This is a genomic window from Actinocrinis sp. (assembly GCF_035653575.1).
Classification (GTDB): domain Bacteria; phylum Actinomycetota; class Actinomycetes; order Streptomycetales; family Catenulisporaceae; genus Actinocrinis.
This window is the reverse complement of the sequence record NZ_DASRBQ010000111.1, coordinates 25423-43214: the sequence shown is the minus strand read 5'-3', so window position 1 is coordinate 43214 and position 17792 is coordinate 25423. Positions and strand designations below refer to the sequence as shown.

The window sequence follows — 17792 nt, the reverse complement described above, 5'->3', positions numbered from 1 at the left end:
CCTGGGACCGTGGTGAACTCCGTCTGGCCCCGTCTAGAAGCCCTGCTGCCCTCCGTGCGCAAGCCGATCCAGTACGTCGGCGGCGAACTGAACTCCACGGTGAAGGACTGGGACGCCTGCGACGTGCGCTGGGCGCTGATGTATCCCGACGCCTACGAGGTCGGCCTGCCCAACCAGGGCACCATGATCCTCTACGAAGTGCTCAACGAGCGCGAGGGCGTGCTGGCCGAGCGCACCTACTCGGTCTGGCCGGACCTCGAGGCGCTGATGCGCGAGCACGACGTGCCGCAGTTCACCGTGGACGCACACCGGCCGGTCGGCGCGTTCGACCTGTTCGGCGTCTCCTTCTCCACCGAACTCGGCTACACCAACCTGCTCGCCGCGCTGGACTTGGCCGGCATCCCGCTGGAGGCCAAGGACCGCGACGAGTCGCATCCGGTGGTCATCGCCGGCGGCCACGCCGCCTTCAACCCCGAGCCGATCGCGGACTTCATCGACGCGGCCGTACTTGGCGACGGCGAGCAGGCGGTGCTCACCATCACCGACATCGTGCGCGCCTGGAAGGCCGAGGGCAGGCCCGGCGGCCGCGACGAGCTGCTGATGCGTCTCGCGCGCACCGGCGGCGTGTACATCCCGCGCTTCTACGACGTCGAATATCTGCCGGACGGCCGGATCAAGCGCGTGGTGCCGAATCGGACCGGCGTGCCGTGGCGCGTGTCCAAGCACACGGTCATGGACCTCGACGAGTGGGCGTACCCGAAGCAGCCGCTGGTCCCGCTGGCGGAGACCGTGCACGAACGCATGTCGGTCGAGATCTTCCGCGGCTGCACCCGCGGCTGCCGGTTCTGCCAGGCCGGCATGATCACCCGGCCGGTGCGCGAGCGCTCGATCACCGGCATCGGCGAGATGGTCGAGCGCGGCCTGTCCGCCACCGGATACGAAGAGGTCGGCCTGCTCTCGCTCTCCTCCGCGGACCACAGCGAGATCGCGGACATCGCCAAGGGCCTGGCCGACCGGTACGAGGGCACCAACACCTCGCTCTCGCTGCCCTCGACGCGCGTCGACGCGTTCAACATCGACCTGGCCAACGAGCTGTCCCGCAATGGTCGTCGCAGCGGCCTGACGTTCGCGCCCGAGGGCGGCAGCGAGCGGATCCGCAAGGTCATCAACAAGATGGTCAGCGAGGAGGACCTGATCCGCACGGTCAGCGCCGCCTACTCGGCGGGCTGGCGCCAGGTCAAGCTGTACTTCATGTGCGGCCTGCCCACCGAGACCGACGAGGACGTGCTGCAGATCGCCGAGATGGCCCGCAACGTCATCAAGGCCGGGCGCGAAGCCTCGGGCAGCCGTGACATCCGCTGCACCGTCAGCATCGGCGGCTTCGTGCCCAAGCCGCACACCCCCTTCCAGTGGGCCGGGCAGCTCGGCGCCGAGGAGACCGACGCACGCCTGGCCAAGCTGCGCGACGCGATCCGCGCCGACCGCGACTACGGCCGTGCCATCGGCTTCCGCTACCACGACGGCAAGCCCGGCATCGTCGAAGGCCTGCTCTCCCGCGGCGACCGGCGGATCGGCAAGGTCATCCGCGCCGTCTACGAGGACGGCGGCCGCTTCGACGGCTGGAGCGAGTTCTTCTCCTACGAGCGCTGGATGCAGGCCGCCGAGCGTGCGCTCAAGGACGAGCCGGTCGACGTGCCCTGGTACACCACGCGCGAGCGCGACCAGGTCGAGGTGCTGCCCTGGGACCACCTGGACTCGGGACTCGACCGCGAATGGCTGTGGGAGGACTGGCAGGACGCGCTGCGCGAGGTCGAGGTCGATGACTGCCGGTGGACCCCGTGCTTCGACTGCGGCGTGTGCCCGCAGATGCAGACCGAGATCCAGATCGGCCCGACCGGGAAGAAGCTGCTCCCGCTCACCGTGGTCTGATCGCGGCGCTGCTTGATCACCTTGCGCCAAGCTCGATTACTTGCCGGTAACCTGGTCTGGATTCAGCGAGGTGGCCGCTCTAGTCTGTGCGCATGACGACGAGCGGTGTGACTCCCCAGACGGCACAAAGCCAATCGGTCGGAGGGGGGTCGGGCGCCGGCGCCGGAGTGGGCGCGAACGGCGGCTCGGCGACGAGACTCGAGTCCATACGCCCGCACCTGCCGCGCGAGTTCGTCGCCCGGCTGGTCGAGGATGTCGTGGTCGGCTCCAAGGCCGCGTCGACGCCGATCCACGCCCCGCTGACCGGCGAGGTCATCGTCGATCTGCCGCAGTCCGCGCCCGGCGACGTGCGGCTGGCCTTCCAGAAGGCCCGCGCCGCGCAGCCGGCCTGGGCCGCCCGGCCGGTGCGGGAACGCGCCGCGGTGCTGCGCCGCATGCACGACCTGCTGTTCGACAACGAACCGCACCTGCTCAACCTCGTCCAGATCGAGACCGGCAAGGCCCGGCTGCACGCCTACGAGGAACTCGCCGGCTCGGCCGCCGCGCTGCGCCACTACGCCGCCGCGGCCGCCGGGTACCTCAAGGACCGGCGCCGCCCCGGCATCCTGCCCGGCCTCACCAAGGTCTCCGAGGTGCGCCACCCCAAGGGCGTCGTCGGGCTGATCACGCCGTGGAACTATCCGCTCGCGCTGGTCGTCATGGACATCGCCCCGGCCCTTGTCGCGGGCAACGCGGTCGTGCACAAGCCGGACAACGCCACCACGCTCACCGCGCTCTACGTCCGGCAGTTCGCGGTCCGCGCTGGACTGCCCGAGGACGTGTGGCAGATCGTCACCGGCGAGGGCCCGGTGACCGGACCTGCCGTGGTCGACCACGCCGACTACGTCGCCTTCACCGGGTCGACGCGGACCGGCCGGCAGGTCGCCCAGCAGGCCGCCGGCCGGCTGATCGGCTGCTCGCTGGAGCTCGGCGGCAAGAACTCGATGGTCGTGTTCGACGACGCCGACGTGGAGAAAGCGGTGCAGGGCGCATTGCGCGGCTGCTTCTCATCGGCCGGCCAGCTGTGCGTGTCCTTCGAGCGCATCTACGTGCACTACTCGCTGTACGACCAGTTCATCGAGCGCTTCGTGACCGAGACCAAGGCGCTGCGGCTCGGCGGCGCCCTCGACTACTCGGCGGAGATCGGCTCCCTTGCCTCGACCAAGCAGCTCGAAGCCGTCACGCTGCACGTGGAGGACGCGCGGGCCAAGGGCGCCAAGGTGCTGGCCGGCGGCCGGCGCCGGCCGGACGTCGGCTCGCTGTTCTACGAGCCCACCATCCTGTCCGGGGTGACTCCGGCCATGTCCGTGTACGGCGAGGAGACCTTCGGCCCGGTCGTGTCAGTGTACGGATTCAAGAACGAGGCCGAGGTCCTGGAGCTGGCCAACGACACCCCGTACGGCCTCAACGCGGCCGTGTGGACCCGCGACACGAAGCGCGCGCGCGAGGCCGCGCTGCGCCTGCACTCCGGAATGGTCAACGTGAACGAGGCCTACGCCGCGGCCTTCGGCTCCGTCGGCGCGGCCATCGGCGGAATGGGCGACTCCGGGCTCGGCCGCCGCAACGGGGCCGAAGGCATCCACCGATACACCGAGGTGCAGACGATCGCCCGGCAGACGGTACTGCCGCTCGCCCCGTGGTTCGGATTCTCCGCCGAGCGTTACACCAAGCAGTTGAGCTTCTCGCTGCGGTTGCTCAAGCGGCTCGGAATGAAGTAGCCACGGGGTCGGCGCCAACGCTCATAAGGCGCTGACCTGATCCAGAGCGCTGATAGCGGGCCGCGTCAGACGGCTGCATCCCGTCGATCACGACGCGCCGGGCGGGGGTAAAGACTTGGTAATGTCTGTTACCCCGCTTTCTGCCGCCGTGCTCGTGCCAGTAGCGTGTAGGGGCAGATGGCACCGAACCGTCACCTCTGCGAGGGCCTTGGGGCTTGGGGGAGCGCGGGAATGGTGGATCTGACAACCTCACAGTTGTCCTATACGCAGATTTCCTGATTTGACGGGGATGGTGAACGATGGCCGGATCTTACGCAACAGACGCTGCGACGATGCAGAAGGCGGCCCAGCAGGTCCAGCAGGTCAGCGAGGAGATCAACGCGGAACTGCGCTCGCTGATGAGCAAGCTCGAGCCGGTCGCCGGCTCCTGGAAGGGCAACGCGGCCAGCGCGTTCCAGCAGCTGATGAGCCGCTGGCAGGAGGACGCCAGCAAGCTGACGCAGGCTCTGGCGAGCATCGCCGAGATGCTCGACTCGAGCAACAAGGCCTACTCGACGGCTGAAGAGAACAACTCGTCGCAGATCGGCGCGATTCTCAAGGGTCTCCAGTAAGAGGCAGACGGCAGGGTTCTTATCCGCCGCGCGCCGGTTGTTGAATTCACGAGGGGAGTAGGAAATGTCTGGTTACGGTTCCGGCAGCGTCGTCGTCACCTTCGCGACCATCGCGGAGGCCGCGCAGAACACTCAGGCCACGTATCAGAGCCTGGAGCAGAAGCTCAACGACCTGCACAGTTACCTGCAGCCGCTGGTCTCAAGCTGGACCGGTTCCGCGTCCGAGCAGTACCAGCAGAAGCAGCAGCAGTGGATGCAGGCTCAGACCGACCTGGGCAACGTGCTGCAGACGATCGGCCGGGTGCTCGACGAGACCGAGCAGGCCTACCGGCAGACCGAGTCGTCCAACGCCCAGAGCTGGAGCTGAGTCTTCGGTCAAGCGCGGGTGAGTCCGGCTCGTGGACGCGAGCCGGACTCTTCGTGCGTTCTGCTAAGGTGACGAACGTGCTTCAGTCCCGGCGATTTAGCTATGGCTTTCCGGCAGGTCCGGCAAGCCAGGCGGTCGCGCGCTGACGAACACGGCGAGACCACTTACGGCGCCCCGGACCCCGCAGGGTCCGGGGCGCCGTCGCGTTCGCCTCGGGTCGTGCGGACCGGCCGGCGCCTTCCCACACCGCCCGCAAGGACCCCTCCGGAAGGACCGACCGACCATGACCGCCACCGAGCTTTCGCCCCAGTCCCAGGCCGCGCCCGCCGCGCCTGCCGCACGCACCGAGCCCGCGGCGTCGAGCAGCGCCCCGTCACCCGCCGAAGCGATCGCCTCCGAGGCCGCCGGTGGCCCTGACGGCCCTGAGGGCGTGCTCTCCGGCCGTGAACGTATTGACGCCCTCGACGCCCAGATCGCCGCATTGGTGCAACGCCGGATCGACGTCTCCCGGCAGATCCAAGCCGCCCGGATCGCCGATGGCGGTCGCCGGGTGGACCTGCGCCGGGAGACCGAGATCATCGCCCGTTACTCCGCCGCGCTCGGCCGCCCCGGTACGGCGATCGCCATGGCCCTGCTCGAACTCGGCCGCGGACGCGCGTAACCGGACGTCCGATCAGTCGTTGTCCACGGCGGATGGGCCGGGGCGAACGGCCGGGGCCGGGCGAGCGACAACCGACCCGCGGCTGTGGGACCTCGCCTCGGTGCGTGTCCGCCGGCAGGGGACAGCCGGCAGCGTCCGCGTACCATTCCCGTCCCCGTGCCAGACCGCCGGGATCACTCCTGTCCGGCCAGGCACGGGGACCCTCGCGGCGGACGGCCGCTTTCCGCCGGTCCCCTAAACTGGTCGCACTATGGACTCCACTTCCCCCCTGGTCCTCGTCATCGACTTCGGCGCCCAGTACGCCCAGCTCATCGCGCGCCGGGTCCGCGAAGCGCGGGTCTACAGCGAGATCGTGCCGCACGACACGTCCGTCGCCGAGCTGCTGGCCAGGCGCCCGGCCGCGATCATCCTGTCCGGCGGCCCCTCCTCGGTCTACGCCGACGGCGCGCCGAACGTGGCCGCGGAGCTGTTCCGCGCCGGCGTGCCCACGTTCGGCATCTGCTACGGCTTCCAGGCCATGGCGCGGGCGCTCGGCGGCGTGGTCGACAAGACCGGGACGCGCGAGTACGGCGGCACCGACCTGGCCGTGCGCGAGTCCTCCTCGACGCTGTTCGCCGGGACCCCGGCCGCGCAGTCGGTGTGGATGTCGCACGGCGACTCGGTCGTCGCCGCGCCCGAGGGCTTCCTGGTCAGCGCGAGCACGAACGGAACGCCGGTCGCAGCCTTCGAAGACGACGAGCGGCGGCTGTACGGCGTGCAGTACCACCCCGAGGTGCTGCACTCGGCGCACGGGCAGAAGGTGCTGGAGAACTTCCTGTACCACGGCGCCGGGATCACCCCGAGCTGGACGATGGTCAACATCGTCGAGGAGGCCGTGGAGTCCGTGCGCGCCCAGGTCGGCGACCGCCGCGCGATCTGCGGCCTGTCCGGCGGGGTGGACTCCGCGGTCGCGGCCGCGCTCGTGCAGCGGGCCATCGGCCACCGGCTGACCTGCGTGTTCGTGGACCACGGGCTGCTGCGCAAGGGCGAGGCAGAGCAGGTGGAGAAGGACTTCGTCGCGGCCACCGGAGTGGAGCTCAAGGTCGTCGACGCCAGGCAGCGCTTCCTCGACGCGCTGTCCGGGGTGACCGATCCGGAGGAGAAGCGCAAGATCATCGGCCGGGAGTTCATCCGGGTCTTCGAGCAGGCGCAGGCCGAGATCGTCGCCGGCGACGCAGAGTCCGCACACAGCGCCTCGCCCGCCGACTGGTGCCTCGTGCAGGGCACCCTGTACCCCGACGTGGTCGAGTCCGGCGGCGGCGCGGGCACCGCGAACATCAAGTCGCACCACAACGTCGGCGGCCTGCCCGACGACCTCGAATTCGAACTCGTCGAACCGCTGCGCAAGCTGTTCAAGGACGAGGTGCGCCGGGTCGGCGAGGAGCTCGGCCTGCCCCCCGAGATCGTCTGGCGCCAGCCCTTCCCCGGCCCCGGCCTCGGCATCCGCATCGTCGGCGAGGTCACCGAGGAGCGGCTGGAGCTGCTGCGCGACGCGGACGCGATCGCCCGCGAGGAACTGACCAAGGCCGGGCTCGACCGGGCGATCTGGCAGTGCCCGGTGGTGCTGCTCGCGGACGTGCGTTCGGTCGGCGTCCAGGGCGACGGCCGGACATACGGGCACCCGATCGTGCTGCGCCCGGTCTCCTCCGAGGACGCGATGACCGCCGACTGGACCAGGCTTCCGTATGACGTGCTGGCCCGGATCTCGACGCGGATCACGAACGAGGTGCGCGACGTCAACCGGGTGGTGCTCGACGTCACGTCCAAGCCCCCGGGCACCATCGAGTGGGAGTGAGACCGGCGCCCGCGCGGACCTTCCGGTCTCGGATTATCGATATCCCGTAACGGATTCCCATCCGCCGCACCGTCCCCGCCCGGCGCGTGGCCTCACCGGTGTACGCTCCGAGCCTGCTGCCGATTCGTGACACAGGGAGGGGCGGGCGTGGCCCACGGACCGCAGTTGCATGGGCCGCAGCTCCACGGCGAGGTCCGGCGCGATTACGACCTCGAACTCACCCAGTTCGTCGACCGCTGCAAGGAGTTCGCCCGCGGTGAGGGCGTACCGGCCGCGCTGTCGCACTCGGAGTCCGGCGCGCGGCAGTGGATCTCCGACGAGCTGACCCGTCGGGCCGGCCGGCTGGCCGCGGCGTCGCGGCGGGAGAACGCGGCCTGGCTGGCGCTGGTCGGCCGGCAGGCGATGCGCGGCGCGTGGTGGCTGCTGGTCGCGGTGCTTGTGGTCGACCTGGCCACGCTGCCGCTCTCGGACGGCTGGACGATGCCGCGGACCGCGGCCCCGGTCGCCTTCCTCGCCTTCGCCGCGCTGTTCACGCTGTTCAGCCTGGTGCACAGCGACATCGGCGGGGTGCTGTGCTTTCTGATCGGGGTCGACGGAAGGCTCTCGCTGCCGCGCACCCTCGGGGTGCTGTGGGCGGCGAGCCTGGCGACCGCCTTCGTGTACTTCGGGGTCGAGGACATCGCGGCGGGCGATCCGGCCGAACGCGCGCAGATCACCGCGTCCCTCTCGCATCTGCGTTGGGAGTACCTTGCGCTGCTCGCGACACCGGTCGTGGTCGCGGTGATCAGCAGCGCGGTCTTGGCCGCGCGGATGCGCCGCAGGGCCGCGCCGTACCTGCCGGGCCAGCGCTCGCAGCTGCGCGACCTGCTGGTCGAGGAGACCGGCCTCGGCTCGCTGGCCGCCGCGGTGTGGCTCCCGGTGAACCTCGTCGGCGTGCTGTTCCTGGTGATCGGGCTGGCCGAGAACCCGTATCAGCTCCCGCAGCTGCCCGCCGCGGTCACCGCCATCGCGCTCGGCGCCGCCGTGCTCTATCTGGCGGTCAAGCTGACCGAAGTGCGCAAGCCGGTTCTGGTCTCCGTCGTCAGGGTTCGTACTCCGGGTGAGCCGGACGGCCCCATCCGGCAGGGCGACGAGATCGAGATCCGCGGCCTCGGCTTCGTGCCCGCGGCGGCGGCGTCCCCCGACCAGTTGGCCCGTATCGTGGTCAAGCTCGGCCCCATCCACATCCATGTCCCGCTCGTCCCGGACCAGGACGGCGCCTTCATCAACCCCACCGACACGTCCGTGACGGTACCGATCCCGTATGAGGCCGAACCGGGCCCGTGGACGGTACGCGTCGTGACGGCCGCAGGCCTGGAGACGAGCGACTATCCGCTCGACATCCTCGCCGACGAGGTCTGATTCGCCGGCGCCTGATGACGCCTGCGGCTGGCCTGGTAACGCCTGCGGCTTCCGCCGCCACTCTGGCCCGGCTGTTTAGCGTCGCGTCTCGTATCTGGTCAGCACGACGCCGCCGGGGAACGTCCGCGTCTCGACCAGGTTCAGGTTGACCCAGCTGTCCAGCGCGGTGAACATCGGCGTGCCGCCGCCCACCAGGACCGGCACGGTGGCCAGCGCGTACTCGTCGATCAGTCCGGCCCGCATGGCAGCGGCGGCGAGCGTTGCGCCACCGATCTTCATGGGTCCGCCGTCCTCGGCCTTGAGCCGGGCGATCTCGGCGACGGCGTCGCCGGTGAACAGGCGGGTGTTCCAGTCGACCTTGTCGATCGTCGAGGAGAACACCACCTTGGGTGTGTCCCGCCAGTTCCGTGCGAATTCGATCTGCGCCGGGGTGGCGTCGGGCTGCTGGTCGCCGGTCGGCCAGTAGGCGCTCATCGTCTGCCACAGTTTGCGCCCGTAGAGCGAGAGCTCGCTGGCGAGTTCCTGGACGAGCCACCACTCGAAGAGTTCGTCGCTCGGCGGCCCGCCCCAGCCGATGTCGTCGCCAGGTGCGGCGATATAGCCGTCCAGGGTCGCATTCATGCCGTAGATCAGCTTCCGCATGGCGCCAGCCTCCCGTGAGTCATCTGCACTGTAAAGACGGGCGCGACCGGAGTCGGCTCGCGTTAGGGCGCGTCACCAATCGTCGTGGCTGCGGGAGCCGGCTCGGGCGCGGCCGTTGCGGCGGGCGCGAAGGAAGCCGCCGACGACGCCGGACAGGCCTAGACCGAGCAGCAGGAACGAGAGCGTCCAGCCCGCGTTGACGTCGAGATGCCCACCCGACGCGAGCAGGTACGCCCCGCCGAGCAGGAAGAACACGAGTCCGGCGAGGATGGACACCGGGTCGGCCGAGTCGCGCATCGAGATTCCTCGTCCGGTGCGAGTGCCGCGCTCGTTCGGGCGCTCGGGGTCTGTCGCTGCTGTCGCTGCCACCGTCGTCGCTTCCTGGAGAGTCGGGTATTCGGGTAGTGGCGCGGAGAGCGGTTCCGTGAACGTCTCTTCGCCGGGCTGCTCGATCGGCTCGAACGGTTCAGTTGGCACGGTCCACCTCCAGGTCTCCGGCGCCCGCTTTGAGGTCCAGCACGATCGTTCCGTGTGAGCTGCCGATCGACGCGGCCTCGAAGCCGTTGGTCAGGTCGAGGCCGGAGCGCTGCGAGCCGTCCGGGAACTGCATGCGGCCCACGCCCACGTGCGCGGTGATCTGGAGCGCGACGTCGTCGGGCACGGTGACGAGGATCTGGCCCGCGCCGACATAGGCGGTGACGTGCACGGTGCCGCCTCGCGGATCGACGTTCGACAGGTCGAGCTGGCCCTTGCCCGCGGCCAGGTTGTAGGGCGAGCGGATCGTCGCGGCGGAGGCCGGTGCCCACGTCGTGTCGCCGGTCTCGCCGCGCAGCGGGACGCCGATCGCGTTGGCCACGATCAACGGCACCGACAGCACCAGGCCCAGCGGAATCAGCGCCCTGGCACGCCCGAACAGGCCGCCCACGACCATTCCCGCGCCGACGGCCATGACCGCCAGCGCCAGCCCCGACGTGCCGCCGACGTGGAACACGCCGACCTGCGCCAGCACCCCGATCACGCCGAGGATCAGCAGCGCGACGGAGAGCGTCAGGCCACTGAGCCGCCGCTGCCTCGGCTCGTCGACCTCGGGAGCCTCGCCGGTGAGGCCGGCTGCTCCCGCGGCCTCGGCACCGGGGACGTAGCCGCGGTACTCCCAGCCGAGCGCGGAGCCGTACGCCGCCTCTTCCGCGGCGAATCCCTCCGGCGGGGCGTCGACCGGAGCGCTTTCGCCACCCATCGCACCCGCGGCGCTCGGCGCGCTCGCGCCAGGTCCGGGAGCCGGATACGTCGGTACCGGACGCTGCCACCACGGTTGCGGCCGCTCTCCCGCGCCTGCTCCCGCATCCGGACCGGCGTACTGCGCGGTTCCGGGCTGGCCGCCGCGGCGCGCGTCACCGCGCCAGATCAGCACCAGGATGATCGCGGCCGCCAGCACCAGCAGCGGGATCGCGTGGTGGAAGCCGGTGGCAAGTGTGGTGAGCGCGACCATGAAGCCGAGGACCACGAGCACCGCGACCGCCACCGCGCCCAGCGTGCTGCGCCCGGTCAACAGCCGGTGCGCCTCTGACTCATGCTCCCCGTCCGCGGGCACGAACAGCCACGCGGCCGCGTAAGCCAGCAGGCCGAAGCCGCCGAAGAAGGTGAGCACCACGAACAGGATGCGGAACACCACCGGATCGACGTCCAGGTGCCGGCCGAGGCCCCCGCAGACCCCGGCGATCATCCTGGAGCGTCGATCGCGGCGCAGTACCGGTCGCGCCGAGCCCGGCCCCTGCTCCGGTCCCGGCTGCGCACTTCCGGCGTTGTACGCTCCCCATCCGGCCGAGGACGCGCCTCCCCGCGCGCCCCCGGCCGCCGTGCCCGGGCCCCAGCCCCAGGCGCCGCCGCTCCCCGCAGCGCCTCCCGCGCCTGGGTTCCCCGTGCCCGGGTTCCCCGCTCCAGCGCCGGCCGCCGCACCGGTCCCCGCGCCTAGGTGCCCCGCGCCCGGGTTCCCCGCTCCAGCGCTGGCCGCCGCACCGCTCCCCGCAGCGCCTGCCGCGCCCGGGTTCCCCGCCCCTGCGCTGGCCGCCGCACCGCTCCCCGCAGTGCCTGCCGCGCCCGGGTTCCCCGCTCCCGCGCCGACGCCACTCGACTCAGCACCGCTCATTCCGGCCCCACCCGCTTCTGCATCGCTCATGTCCCCAAGACTGCCGCGCCCGGCGGCTCCTGCCATCGGGCGCTCCCAGGATCCAACCCGGAAGTTCATCCCCGAGTCCGGCTCCGGGTCATCCCCGATGCACAATCGCCGCGCGCCGTGTGAGCATGGCTGTCGTGATGCCGTTGTGATGACGCCGCCGCTGCCCGAAGGCACCCGCCGCCTCTACCGATCCTCGGAACGGCGGCTGGTCGGTGGTGTCGCGCGCGGACTCTCGCTGCATCTCGGCGTCGACGTCTGGCTGCTGCGGCTCGCCTTCGTGCTGCTCGTGTTCGTCGGCGGCGCGGGCATCGTCACGTACGCGGCCTTCTGGCTGTTCGTGCCGCTCGGCAAGGTGCCTCAGGTCGACCGCTCGGCTCCGCGCCCCGGTGCGCGTGCGGCCGTGGCGATCGCGATCGCCGCCGAGGCGGTCCTGGTGATCGGGATCGGCGGCACGAACAACTCGGGCAAGTGGAACGTCCTGCTGCCGGTGGCCGCCGTGGTGGTCGGGCTCGGGGTGCTGTGGCGGCAGGCCGACGACGCCCAGCGCGCGCGCTGGCTCCGGCCGCACCGGTTCAATCCCTCCTCGCTGCTGCGCGGGCTGCTCGGCTCGGCGGTGGTGCTCGGCGGCATCGCGGTCCTGGTCTCCGGCGGGGTGCCATGGAACAAGGCCGGCCGCGTCCTGCTCGCCGCGGGCGCGCTGGTCGCCGGGGTGCTGCTGATCGCGACGCCGTTCCTGCTGCGGGTTTTCCGCGACCTGTCCGCCGAGCGGTCCGAGCGCATCCGCTCCCAGGAGCGGGCCGAGGTGGCGGCGCTGATGCACGATTCCGTCCTGCACACGCTGACGCTCATTCAGCGCAGCAGCGCCGACGCGGCGGAGGTCGCGCGGCTGGCCCGGGCGCAGGAGCGCGACTTGCGCTCCTGGCTCTACGAGGGCGGTCCGCGGCCGCGCTCGGGAGGCGACGTGCCGCCGGAGACCTTCGTGCAGGCGATCAAGGCCGCGGTCGCGGAGGTCGAGGACCGGCACGGCGTGCAGATCGAGGTGGTCACGGTCGGCGACGCGCCACTCGACGAGCACCTGGGCGCCTGTGTCGCGGCCGCCCGGGAGGCCGCGGTCAACGCGGCGAAATACGCGAAGGGCGCCCCGATCTCGGTCTACGCGGAGCTGGAGACCGACGGCAACCGCACCCGCAGCGCCGAGGTCTTCGTGCGCGACCGCGGACCGGGATTCGAGCTGGACACCGTCGCCACCGACCGAATGGGCATCCGCGAGTCCATTGTCGGAAGAATGCGGCGATTCGGCGGAGAGGCAAGCATTCGCACCGCGCCCGGCGAGGGCACCGAGGTACGCATAGAGTGGCGTCGTGACTGATCAGGGGCGTGAGAAAGTGTCGAGCGCAGAGGCCGAAGTCGATCGAGGCGAGGCGATGGCCGCCGGCGAAGCGGCGGCTACGGCGGCCACCCCGATCCGGCTGGTGCTCGTCGACGACCACCGCATGTTCCGCACCGGCGTGCGCGCAGAGCTCGACGAGGTAGCCGGCGCTGCGGTGGAGGTCGTCGGTGAAGCGGACGACGCGCCGCGCGCCGTCGCGGTCATCTTGGCGACGCGGCCACAGGTCGTGCTGCTCGACGTGCACCTGCCGGGCGGCGGCGGAATCGAAGTCCTCAAACAGTGTCTCGCACGTGCGCCCGAGGTGCGGTTCTTGGCGCTTTCCGTCTCGGACGCCGCCGAGGACGTGATCGGAGTCATTCGAGCGGGGGCGCGCGGCTACGTCACTAAGTCCATCACCGGTACCGAACTCGTCGACGCGGTACGTCGGGTCGCCGACGGTGACGCCGTCTTCTCGCCGCGCTTGGCGGGCTTCGTGCTGGACGCGTTCTCGGGCTCGGCCGCACCCGTGGACGAGGAGCTGGACCGGCTGACGGCGCGTGAGCGCGAGGTGCTGCGCCTTATCGCTCGCGGCTACGCGTACAAGGAAATCGCACGTGAGCTGGTCATCTCGGTGAAGACCGTGGAGAGCCACGTGTCCTCCGTGCTGCGCAAACTGCAGCTCTCCAACCGCCACGAACTGTCCCGCTGGGCTACCGCGCGCAGACTCGTCTGAGATTAGTGAGTCTTTCTCATATATAATACTCGGAGCCAAGACGAGGGGGTCAGGTGACGAGGATTCCAGCAGGGCGGTCGAGCAGCGCAAAGCGGGACGGGGCCACGGGGACGAACAGCAGCGCCGGCGCTCGCAACGCCGGCGCCGCAGCCAGCGGAGAAGGCTGGCTGCGCCGGCTGCTCGGCTACACCTGGAAGTACAAGAAACTCGTCATCGTCGCCGTGGTCGCCTCACTCGCGCTCACCGGCATCAACCTTGCCGTGCCGCTGATTCAGCGCGCTGTCATCGACGACGTGATCATCAGGCACTCGCAGCCGTTGCTGCCCTGGGCGATCACGCTCATCGCCGTCGCGGTACTGAACCTGGTCGTCTCGCGCACCCGGCGTTACGTCGGCGGCCGGGTCGGCATCGAGGTGCAAAACGACCTGCGCACCGACGTGTTCGACGCCCTCACCCAGCTCGACGGGCAGGGCCAGGACAACCTGGAGACCGGGCAGATCGTCTCGCGCTCCTCCTCCGACATCAACATCGTCGCCCAGCTGCTCGGGATGTCCCCGATGCTGGTCGGCACGATGCTCACCTTCATCAGCTCGCTGGTCGCGATGCTGGTGCTCTCGCCGGAGCTCACGCTGATCGGGCTCGCCGTCGGCCCCGGCCTCGCCGTGGTCACCACGCTGGCCCGCAAGCGGCTGTTCCCGGCCACCTGGGACGCGCAGCAGAAGGCCGGGATGCTGGCCGGCGTGGTCGAGTCCGCGGTCACCGGCGTGCGCGTGGTGAAGGGCTTCGGTCAGGAGCGCCAGGAGGTGCGCAAGCTCGAGAGCGCCGCCGAGTCGGTGTTCGCCGCCCGGCTGCGCTCGATCCGGCTGACCGCGAAGTACAACCCGACCCTCAGCGCGATCCCCACCCTCGGACAGCTCGGCGTGCTGGCCTTCGGCGGCTGGCTGGCGCTGCGCGGGCACATCACCCTCGGCACCTTCCTCGCCTTCTCCGCCTACCTGGCCCAGTTCGGCGGGCCGGTGCGCGCCCTTTCCACGCTGCTGACCTTCGGCCAGCAGGTGCGGGCCAGCGCGGTGCGCGTCTTCGAGGTCATCGATTGCAAGCCGCAGATCACCGACCTGCCGGACGCGCCGCCGCTGCCGGAGGGCGCCGAGGGCGTCACGTTCGAGAACGTGACCTTCGGCTACCTGCCCTCCCGCCCGGTGCTCAAAGGCCTGACGCTGGAGGTGCGGCCCGGCGAGACGCTGGCGCTGGTGGGCACGGCCGGCTCCGGCAAGTCGACCGTCGCGATGCTGCTGCCCCGCTTCTACGATCCGCAGTCCGGCGCGGTGCGCATCGGCGGGAACGACCTGCGCGAGGTGACCACCGACTCGGTGCGCGCCTCGATCGGCCTGGTGATGGAGGACGCGTTCCTGTTCTCCGAGTCGGTGCGGGCGAACATCGCCTACGGGCGGCCGGACGCGACCGAGGAGCAGATCCGCGCCGCCGCCCGCGCCGCCGAGGCCGAGCGGTTCATCGAGGACCTTCCGCAGGGCTATGACACCGTGGTCGGGGAGCAGGGCCTGACCCTCTCCGGCGGCCAGCGCCAGCGCGTCGCCCTCGCCCGCGCCCTGCTGACCGATCCGCGCATCCTGCTGCTCGACGACGCGACCTCGGCGATCGACGCGGCCACCGAGGCCGAGATCCACGCGACGCTGCGCCGGGTGATGGCCGGGCGCACGACGGTCCTGATCGCCCACCGCCGCTCCACGCTGCAACTCGCGAACCGGATCGCAGTGCTCGACGAAGGACGCCTGGTGGACGTCGGCACGGCGGCAGAGCTTGAGCGGCGCTGCCCCCTCTACCGGCTTTTGCTCTCCGGTCCCGGCGACGACGCCGAGGGCGTGGACGCTGGCGAGCTGAGCGCGGTGCTGGCCGACCCGGAGCTGGAATCCGGCGTGGTCGCGGAGGCCGAGGCCGTCCTCGACGCCGCGGCGCCGGCGATTGCGGGCTCCGGCTCGATCAACGGCGCGAAGCCGAAGGGCGTCCTGGTCGGCGGCGTGACGCCGGAACTCTGGGACCGCTCGAAGCTCGCCGGCGTCAACCCCCTCGCCGCCTACTACAAGCGGCGGGCCGAGGGCGGCGGGGGCGGCGGCCCGGGCCGGATCATGGCCGCGCTGCCCGCCACTCCCGAGCTGCTGGCGAAGGTCGCCGCGCTGCCGCCCGCGACCGACAAACCCGGCCTCGACGCAGCCCTCGTACATGCCGAGGAGCCGGAGTTCTCGCTGCGCAGGCTGCTGCGTCCGTTCGCCTGGCTGCTCGCCCTCGGCCTGCTGCTCGAAGCCGCCGACGCGCTCGCCTCGCTCCTCATTCCGGCCCTGATCCGCACCGCGGTGGACCAGGGCATCCAGGGCGCGGCGTACCACGTCATCGTCACCATGTCGATCTTCGGCCTGCTGCTGGTGGTCGGCGACTGGATCGTCGAGTCGATCCAGACCATGGTCACCGGGCGCACCGGCGAACGCCTGCTCTACCTGCTGCGCGTCAAGTCCTTCTCGCACCTCCAGCGCCTCGGCCTGGACTACTACGAGAAGGAGATGGGCGGCCGGATCATGACCCGGATGACCACCGACATCGACGCGCTCGCCTCCTTCCTGCAGAACGGCGTCTCGGCCGCCGTGGTCTCGGTGCTCACCTTCTTCGGCATCGCCGCCGCCCTGCTGGTGCTGGACTGGCGGATGGCGCTGGTGGTCTACGCCGTGCTGCCGATCCTCGTCGCCGCGACCCTGATCTTCCGCAAGAAGTCCTCCCGCGCCTACACCGAGGCGCGCGAGCGGATCAGCGCGGTCAACGCGGACTTGCAGGAAAACGTGGCCGGAATGCGGGTGACTCAGGCGTTCCGGCGTGAGGGCGTCAACCGCGACCGGTTCGCCGGAAAGGCCGACGCTTACCGCGTCACCCGCACCCGCGCGCAGAAGTACATCGCGACGTACTTCCCGTTCGTCCAGTTCCTCGCCGACCTCGCCGGCGCCCTCGCGCTGGTCTACGGCGCGCACCGGATCGGGCAGCACACGCTGACCGCCGGCGCGCTGATCGCGTACCTGCTGTACGTGGACATGATCTTCTCGCCGATCCAGCAGCTCTCCCAGGTCTTCGACGGCTATCAGCAGGCGAACGTCGGCCTGCGCCGTATCCGAGACCTGATGCGCACGCCGACCGCCACGCCTGAGGCCGAGGAACCGCTGGCGATTCCGGCGAACGGATTGACCGGTCGGATCGAGTTCCGCGACGTGCACTTCGCCTACTCACCGGACGCTCCTGAAGCGCTGCGCGGCATCGGCGTGACCATCGAGCCCGGCACGACCGTGGCGCTGGTCGGCGAGACCGGCGCGGGAAAGTCCACGCTGGTCAAATTGGTCGCCCGTTACTACGACCCGACCGCGGGCTCGGTGCGCGTGGACGGCGTGGACCTGCGCGAGTACGACCTGGCCGGCTATCGCGCGCGGCTCGGCGTGGTCCCGCAGGAGGCATATCTGTTCCCTGGCACGGTTCGCGACGCCATCGCCTACGGCCGTCCCGAGGCGACTGACGCAGAGGTCGAAGCCGCGGCTCGGGCGGTCGGCGCGCACGACGTGGTCGCGCGACTGTCCGACGGATACCTGCACCAGGTGGGCGAGCGCGGCCGCAACCTGTCCGCCGGGCAGCGGCAACTGCTCGCGCTGGCGCGCGCCTACCTGGTCGATCCGGACATCCTGCTGCTGGACGAGGCGACCGCCGCGCTCGACCTGGCCACCGAGGCCGCGGTCACCCGGGCGATGGACGAGGTGGCCCGCGCCCGCACCACGCTCGTCGTCGCACACCGGCTGACCACGGCGGCCCGCGCAGACCGGATCCTGGTGCTGGAGGGCGGCCGTGTCGTCGAGGACGGGACGCACGACGCGCTCTTGGCGGCGCAGGGGGCGTACGCGCGGCTCTGGGCGGCGTTCGCGGAGGCTTCGGCAGAGGTCTGACACCGCGGCCGGAGCGCGCGGCTGCGTGGCTGTACGGGCCGGGACGGCGCCGAAGTTCGGTACAGCGGCGCGCACTCAGTGCAGCTGTGAAGCCAGTACAGCGCCGAATCCAGTGCCACCGCGAACTCAGTACAGCCGCGAATCCAGTGCCGCCGCGAATTCAGCACTGCGGTGACGGCGGGCCGCGGCGCAAAGGTGCGCCCGGACCGTCGGGTGGGTGGCCGCGGGAGGTGGTGGGGTTGGATGCGGCGGTTTCGACGGTCCGGGCGCTGTCGGGGCGGCTGCCAGGCCGGTCGGGGGGAGGGGAAGGCCGACCTGGCAGGCCC

At 70.9% G+C, this 17792-nt stretch carries 13 protein-coding genes; 10 read left to right on the top strand and 3 right to left on the bottom strand.

Features of this window, described 5'->3' with window-relative positions:
* Positions 1-9 precede the first annotated feature (9 nt).
* The 7 genes from VFA06_RS15580 (at position 10) to VFA06_RS15550 (ending at position 8560) form a co-directional block, all read left to right on the top strand.
* On the top strand, positions 10-1929 hold the full coding sequence (locus VFA06_RS15580) for a TIGR03960 family B12-binding radical SAM protein (RefSeq protein ID WP_324841284.1): 1920 nt from the start codon (positions 10-12) through the stop codon (positions 1927-1929).
* Positions 1930-2021: 92 nt separating this feature from the next.
* A complete protein-coding gene (locus VFA06_RS15575) occupies positions 2022-3686 on the top strand; it encodes a succinic semialdehyde dehydrogenase (RefSeq protein ID WP_324841283.1) in 1665 nt (554 codons plus the stop codon).
* A gap of 299 nt (positions 3687-3985) precedes the next feature.
* Entirely contained in the window at positions 3986-4297 is a 312-nt protein-coding gene (locus VFA06_RS15570; protein ID WP_324841282.1) for a WXG100 family type VII secretion target, read from the top strand.
* A 64-nt stretch (positions 4298-4361) separates the two neighbouring features.
* Positions 4362-4664 carry a WXG100 family type VII secretion target gene (locus tag VFA06_RS15565; protein WP_324841281.1) on the top strand — a complete coding sequence of 101 codons (303 nt, stop codon included), beginning with the start codon at positions 4362-4364 and terminating at the stop codon, positions 4662-4664.
* A 283-nt stretch (positions 4665-4947) separates the two neighbouring features.
* Positions 4948-5325: a chorismate mutase gene (locus VFA06_RS15560; RefSeq protein ID WP_324841280.1), complete on the top strand. Its 378-nt coding sequence runs from the start codon at positions 4948-4950 to the stop codon at positions 5323-5325.
* A 250-nt stretch (positions 5326-5575) separates the two neighbouring features.
* On the top strand, positions 5576-7159 hold the full coding sequence (guaA, locus tag VFA06_RS15555; RefSeq protein WP_324841279.1) for a glutamine-hydrolyzing GMP synthase: 1584 nt from the start codon (positions 5576-5578) through the stop codon (positions 7157-7159).
* 147 nt (positions 7160-7306) lie between these two features.
* Positions 7307-8560, top strand: a complete 1254-nt coding sequence (locus VFA06_RS15550; RefSeq protein WP_324841278.1) for a hypothetical protein — start codon at positions 7307-7309, stop codon at positions 8558-8560.
* Positions 8561-8635: 75 nt separating this feature from the next.
* On the opposite strand, the gene VFA06_RS15545 is transcribed toward VFA06_RS15550, so the two are convergent.
* The 3 genes from VFA06_RS15545 to VFA06_RS15535 all read right to left on the bottom strand — a co-directional run bounded on the left by VFA06_RS15545 (position 8636) and on the right by VFA06_RS15535 (position 11348).
* Positions 8636-9202 (bottom strand): dihydrofolate reductase family protein, encoded by a 567-nt coding sequence (locus tag VFA06_RS15545; RefSeq protein WP_324841277.1) that lies wholly within the window; start codon positions 9200-9202, stop codon positions 8636-8638.
* 72 nt (positions 9203-9274) lie between these two features.
* Entirely contained in the window at positions 9275-9679 is a 405-nt protein-coding gene (locus tag VFA06_RS15540; protein WP_324841276.1) for a hypothetical protein, read from the bottom strand.
* A complete protein-coding gene (locus VFA06_RS15535; protein WP_324841359.1) occupies positions 9669-11348 on the bottom strand; it encodes a PspC domain-containing protein in 1680 nt (559 codons plus the stop codon). The genes VFA06_RS15540 and VFA06_RS15535 overlap by 11 nt, the downstream gene beginning before the upstream one ends.
* A gap of 178 nt (positions 11349-11526) precedes the next feature.
* Here VFA06_RS15535 and VFA06_RS15530 point away from each other — a divergent pair, with 178 nt between their 5' ends.
* The 3 genes from VFA06_RS15530 to VFA06_RS15520 are packed head-to-tail and all read left to right on the top strand — an operon-like array spanning position 11527 to position 17466.
* Positions 11527-12747 carry a PspC domain-containing protein gene (locus VFA06_RS15530; RefSeq protein WP_324841275.1) on the top strand — a complete coding sequence of 407 codons (1221 nt, stop codon included), beginning with the start codon at positions 11527-11529 and terminating at the stop codon, positions 12745-12747.
* 55 nt (positions 12748-12802) lie between these two features.
* Positions 12803-13480: a response regulator transcription factor gene (locus VFA06_RS15525; RefSeq protein WP_349260199.1), complete on the top strand. Its 678-nt coding sequence runs from the start codon at positions 12803-12805 to the stop codon at positions 13478-13480.
* A 53-nt stretch (positions 13481-13533) separates the two neighbouring features.
* Positions 13534-17466, top strand: coding sequence for an ABC transporter ATP-binding protein (locus VFA06_RS15520; RefSeq protein WP_324841273.1), 3933 nt, complete (start codon positions 13534-13536; stop codon positions 17464-17466).
* Positions 17467-17792: the final 326 nt, after the last annotated feature.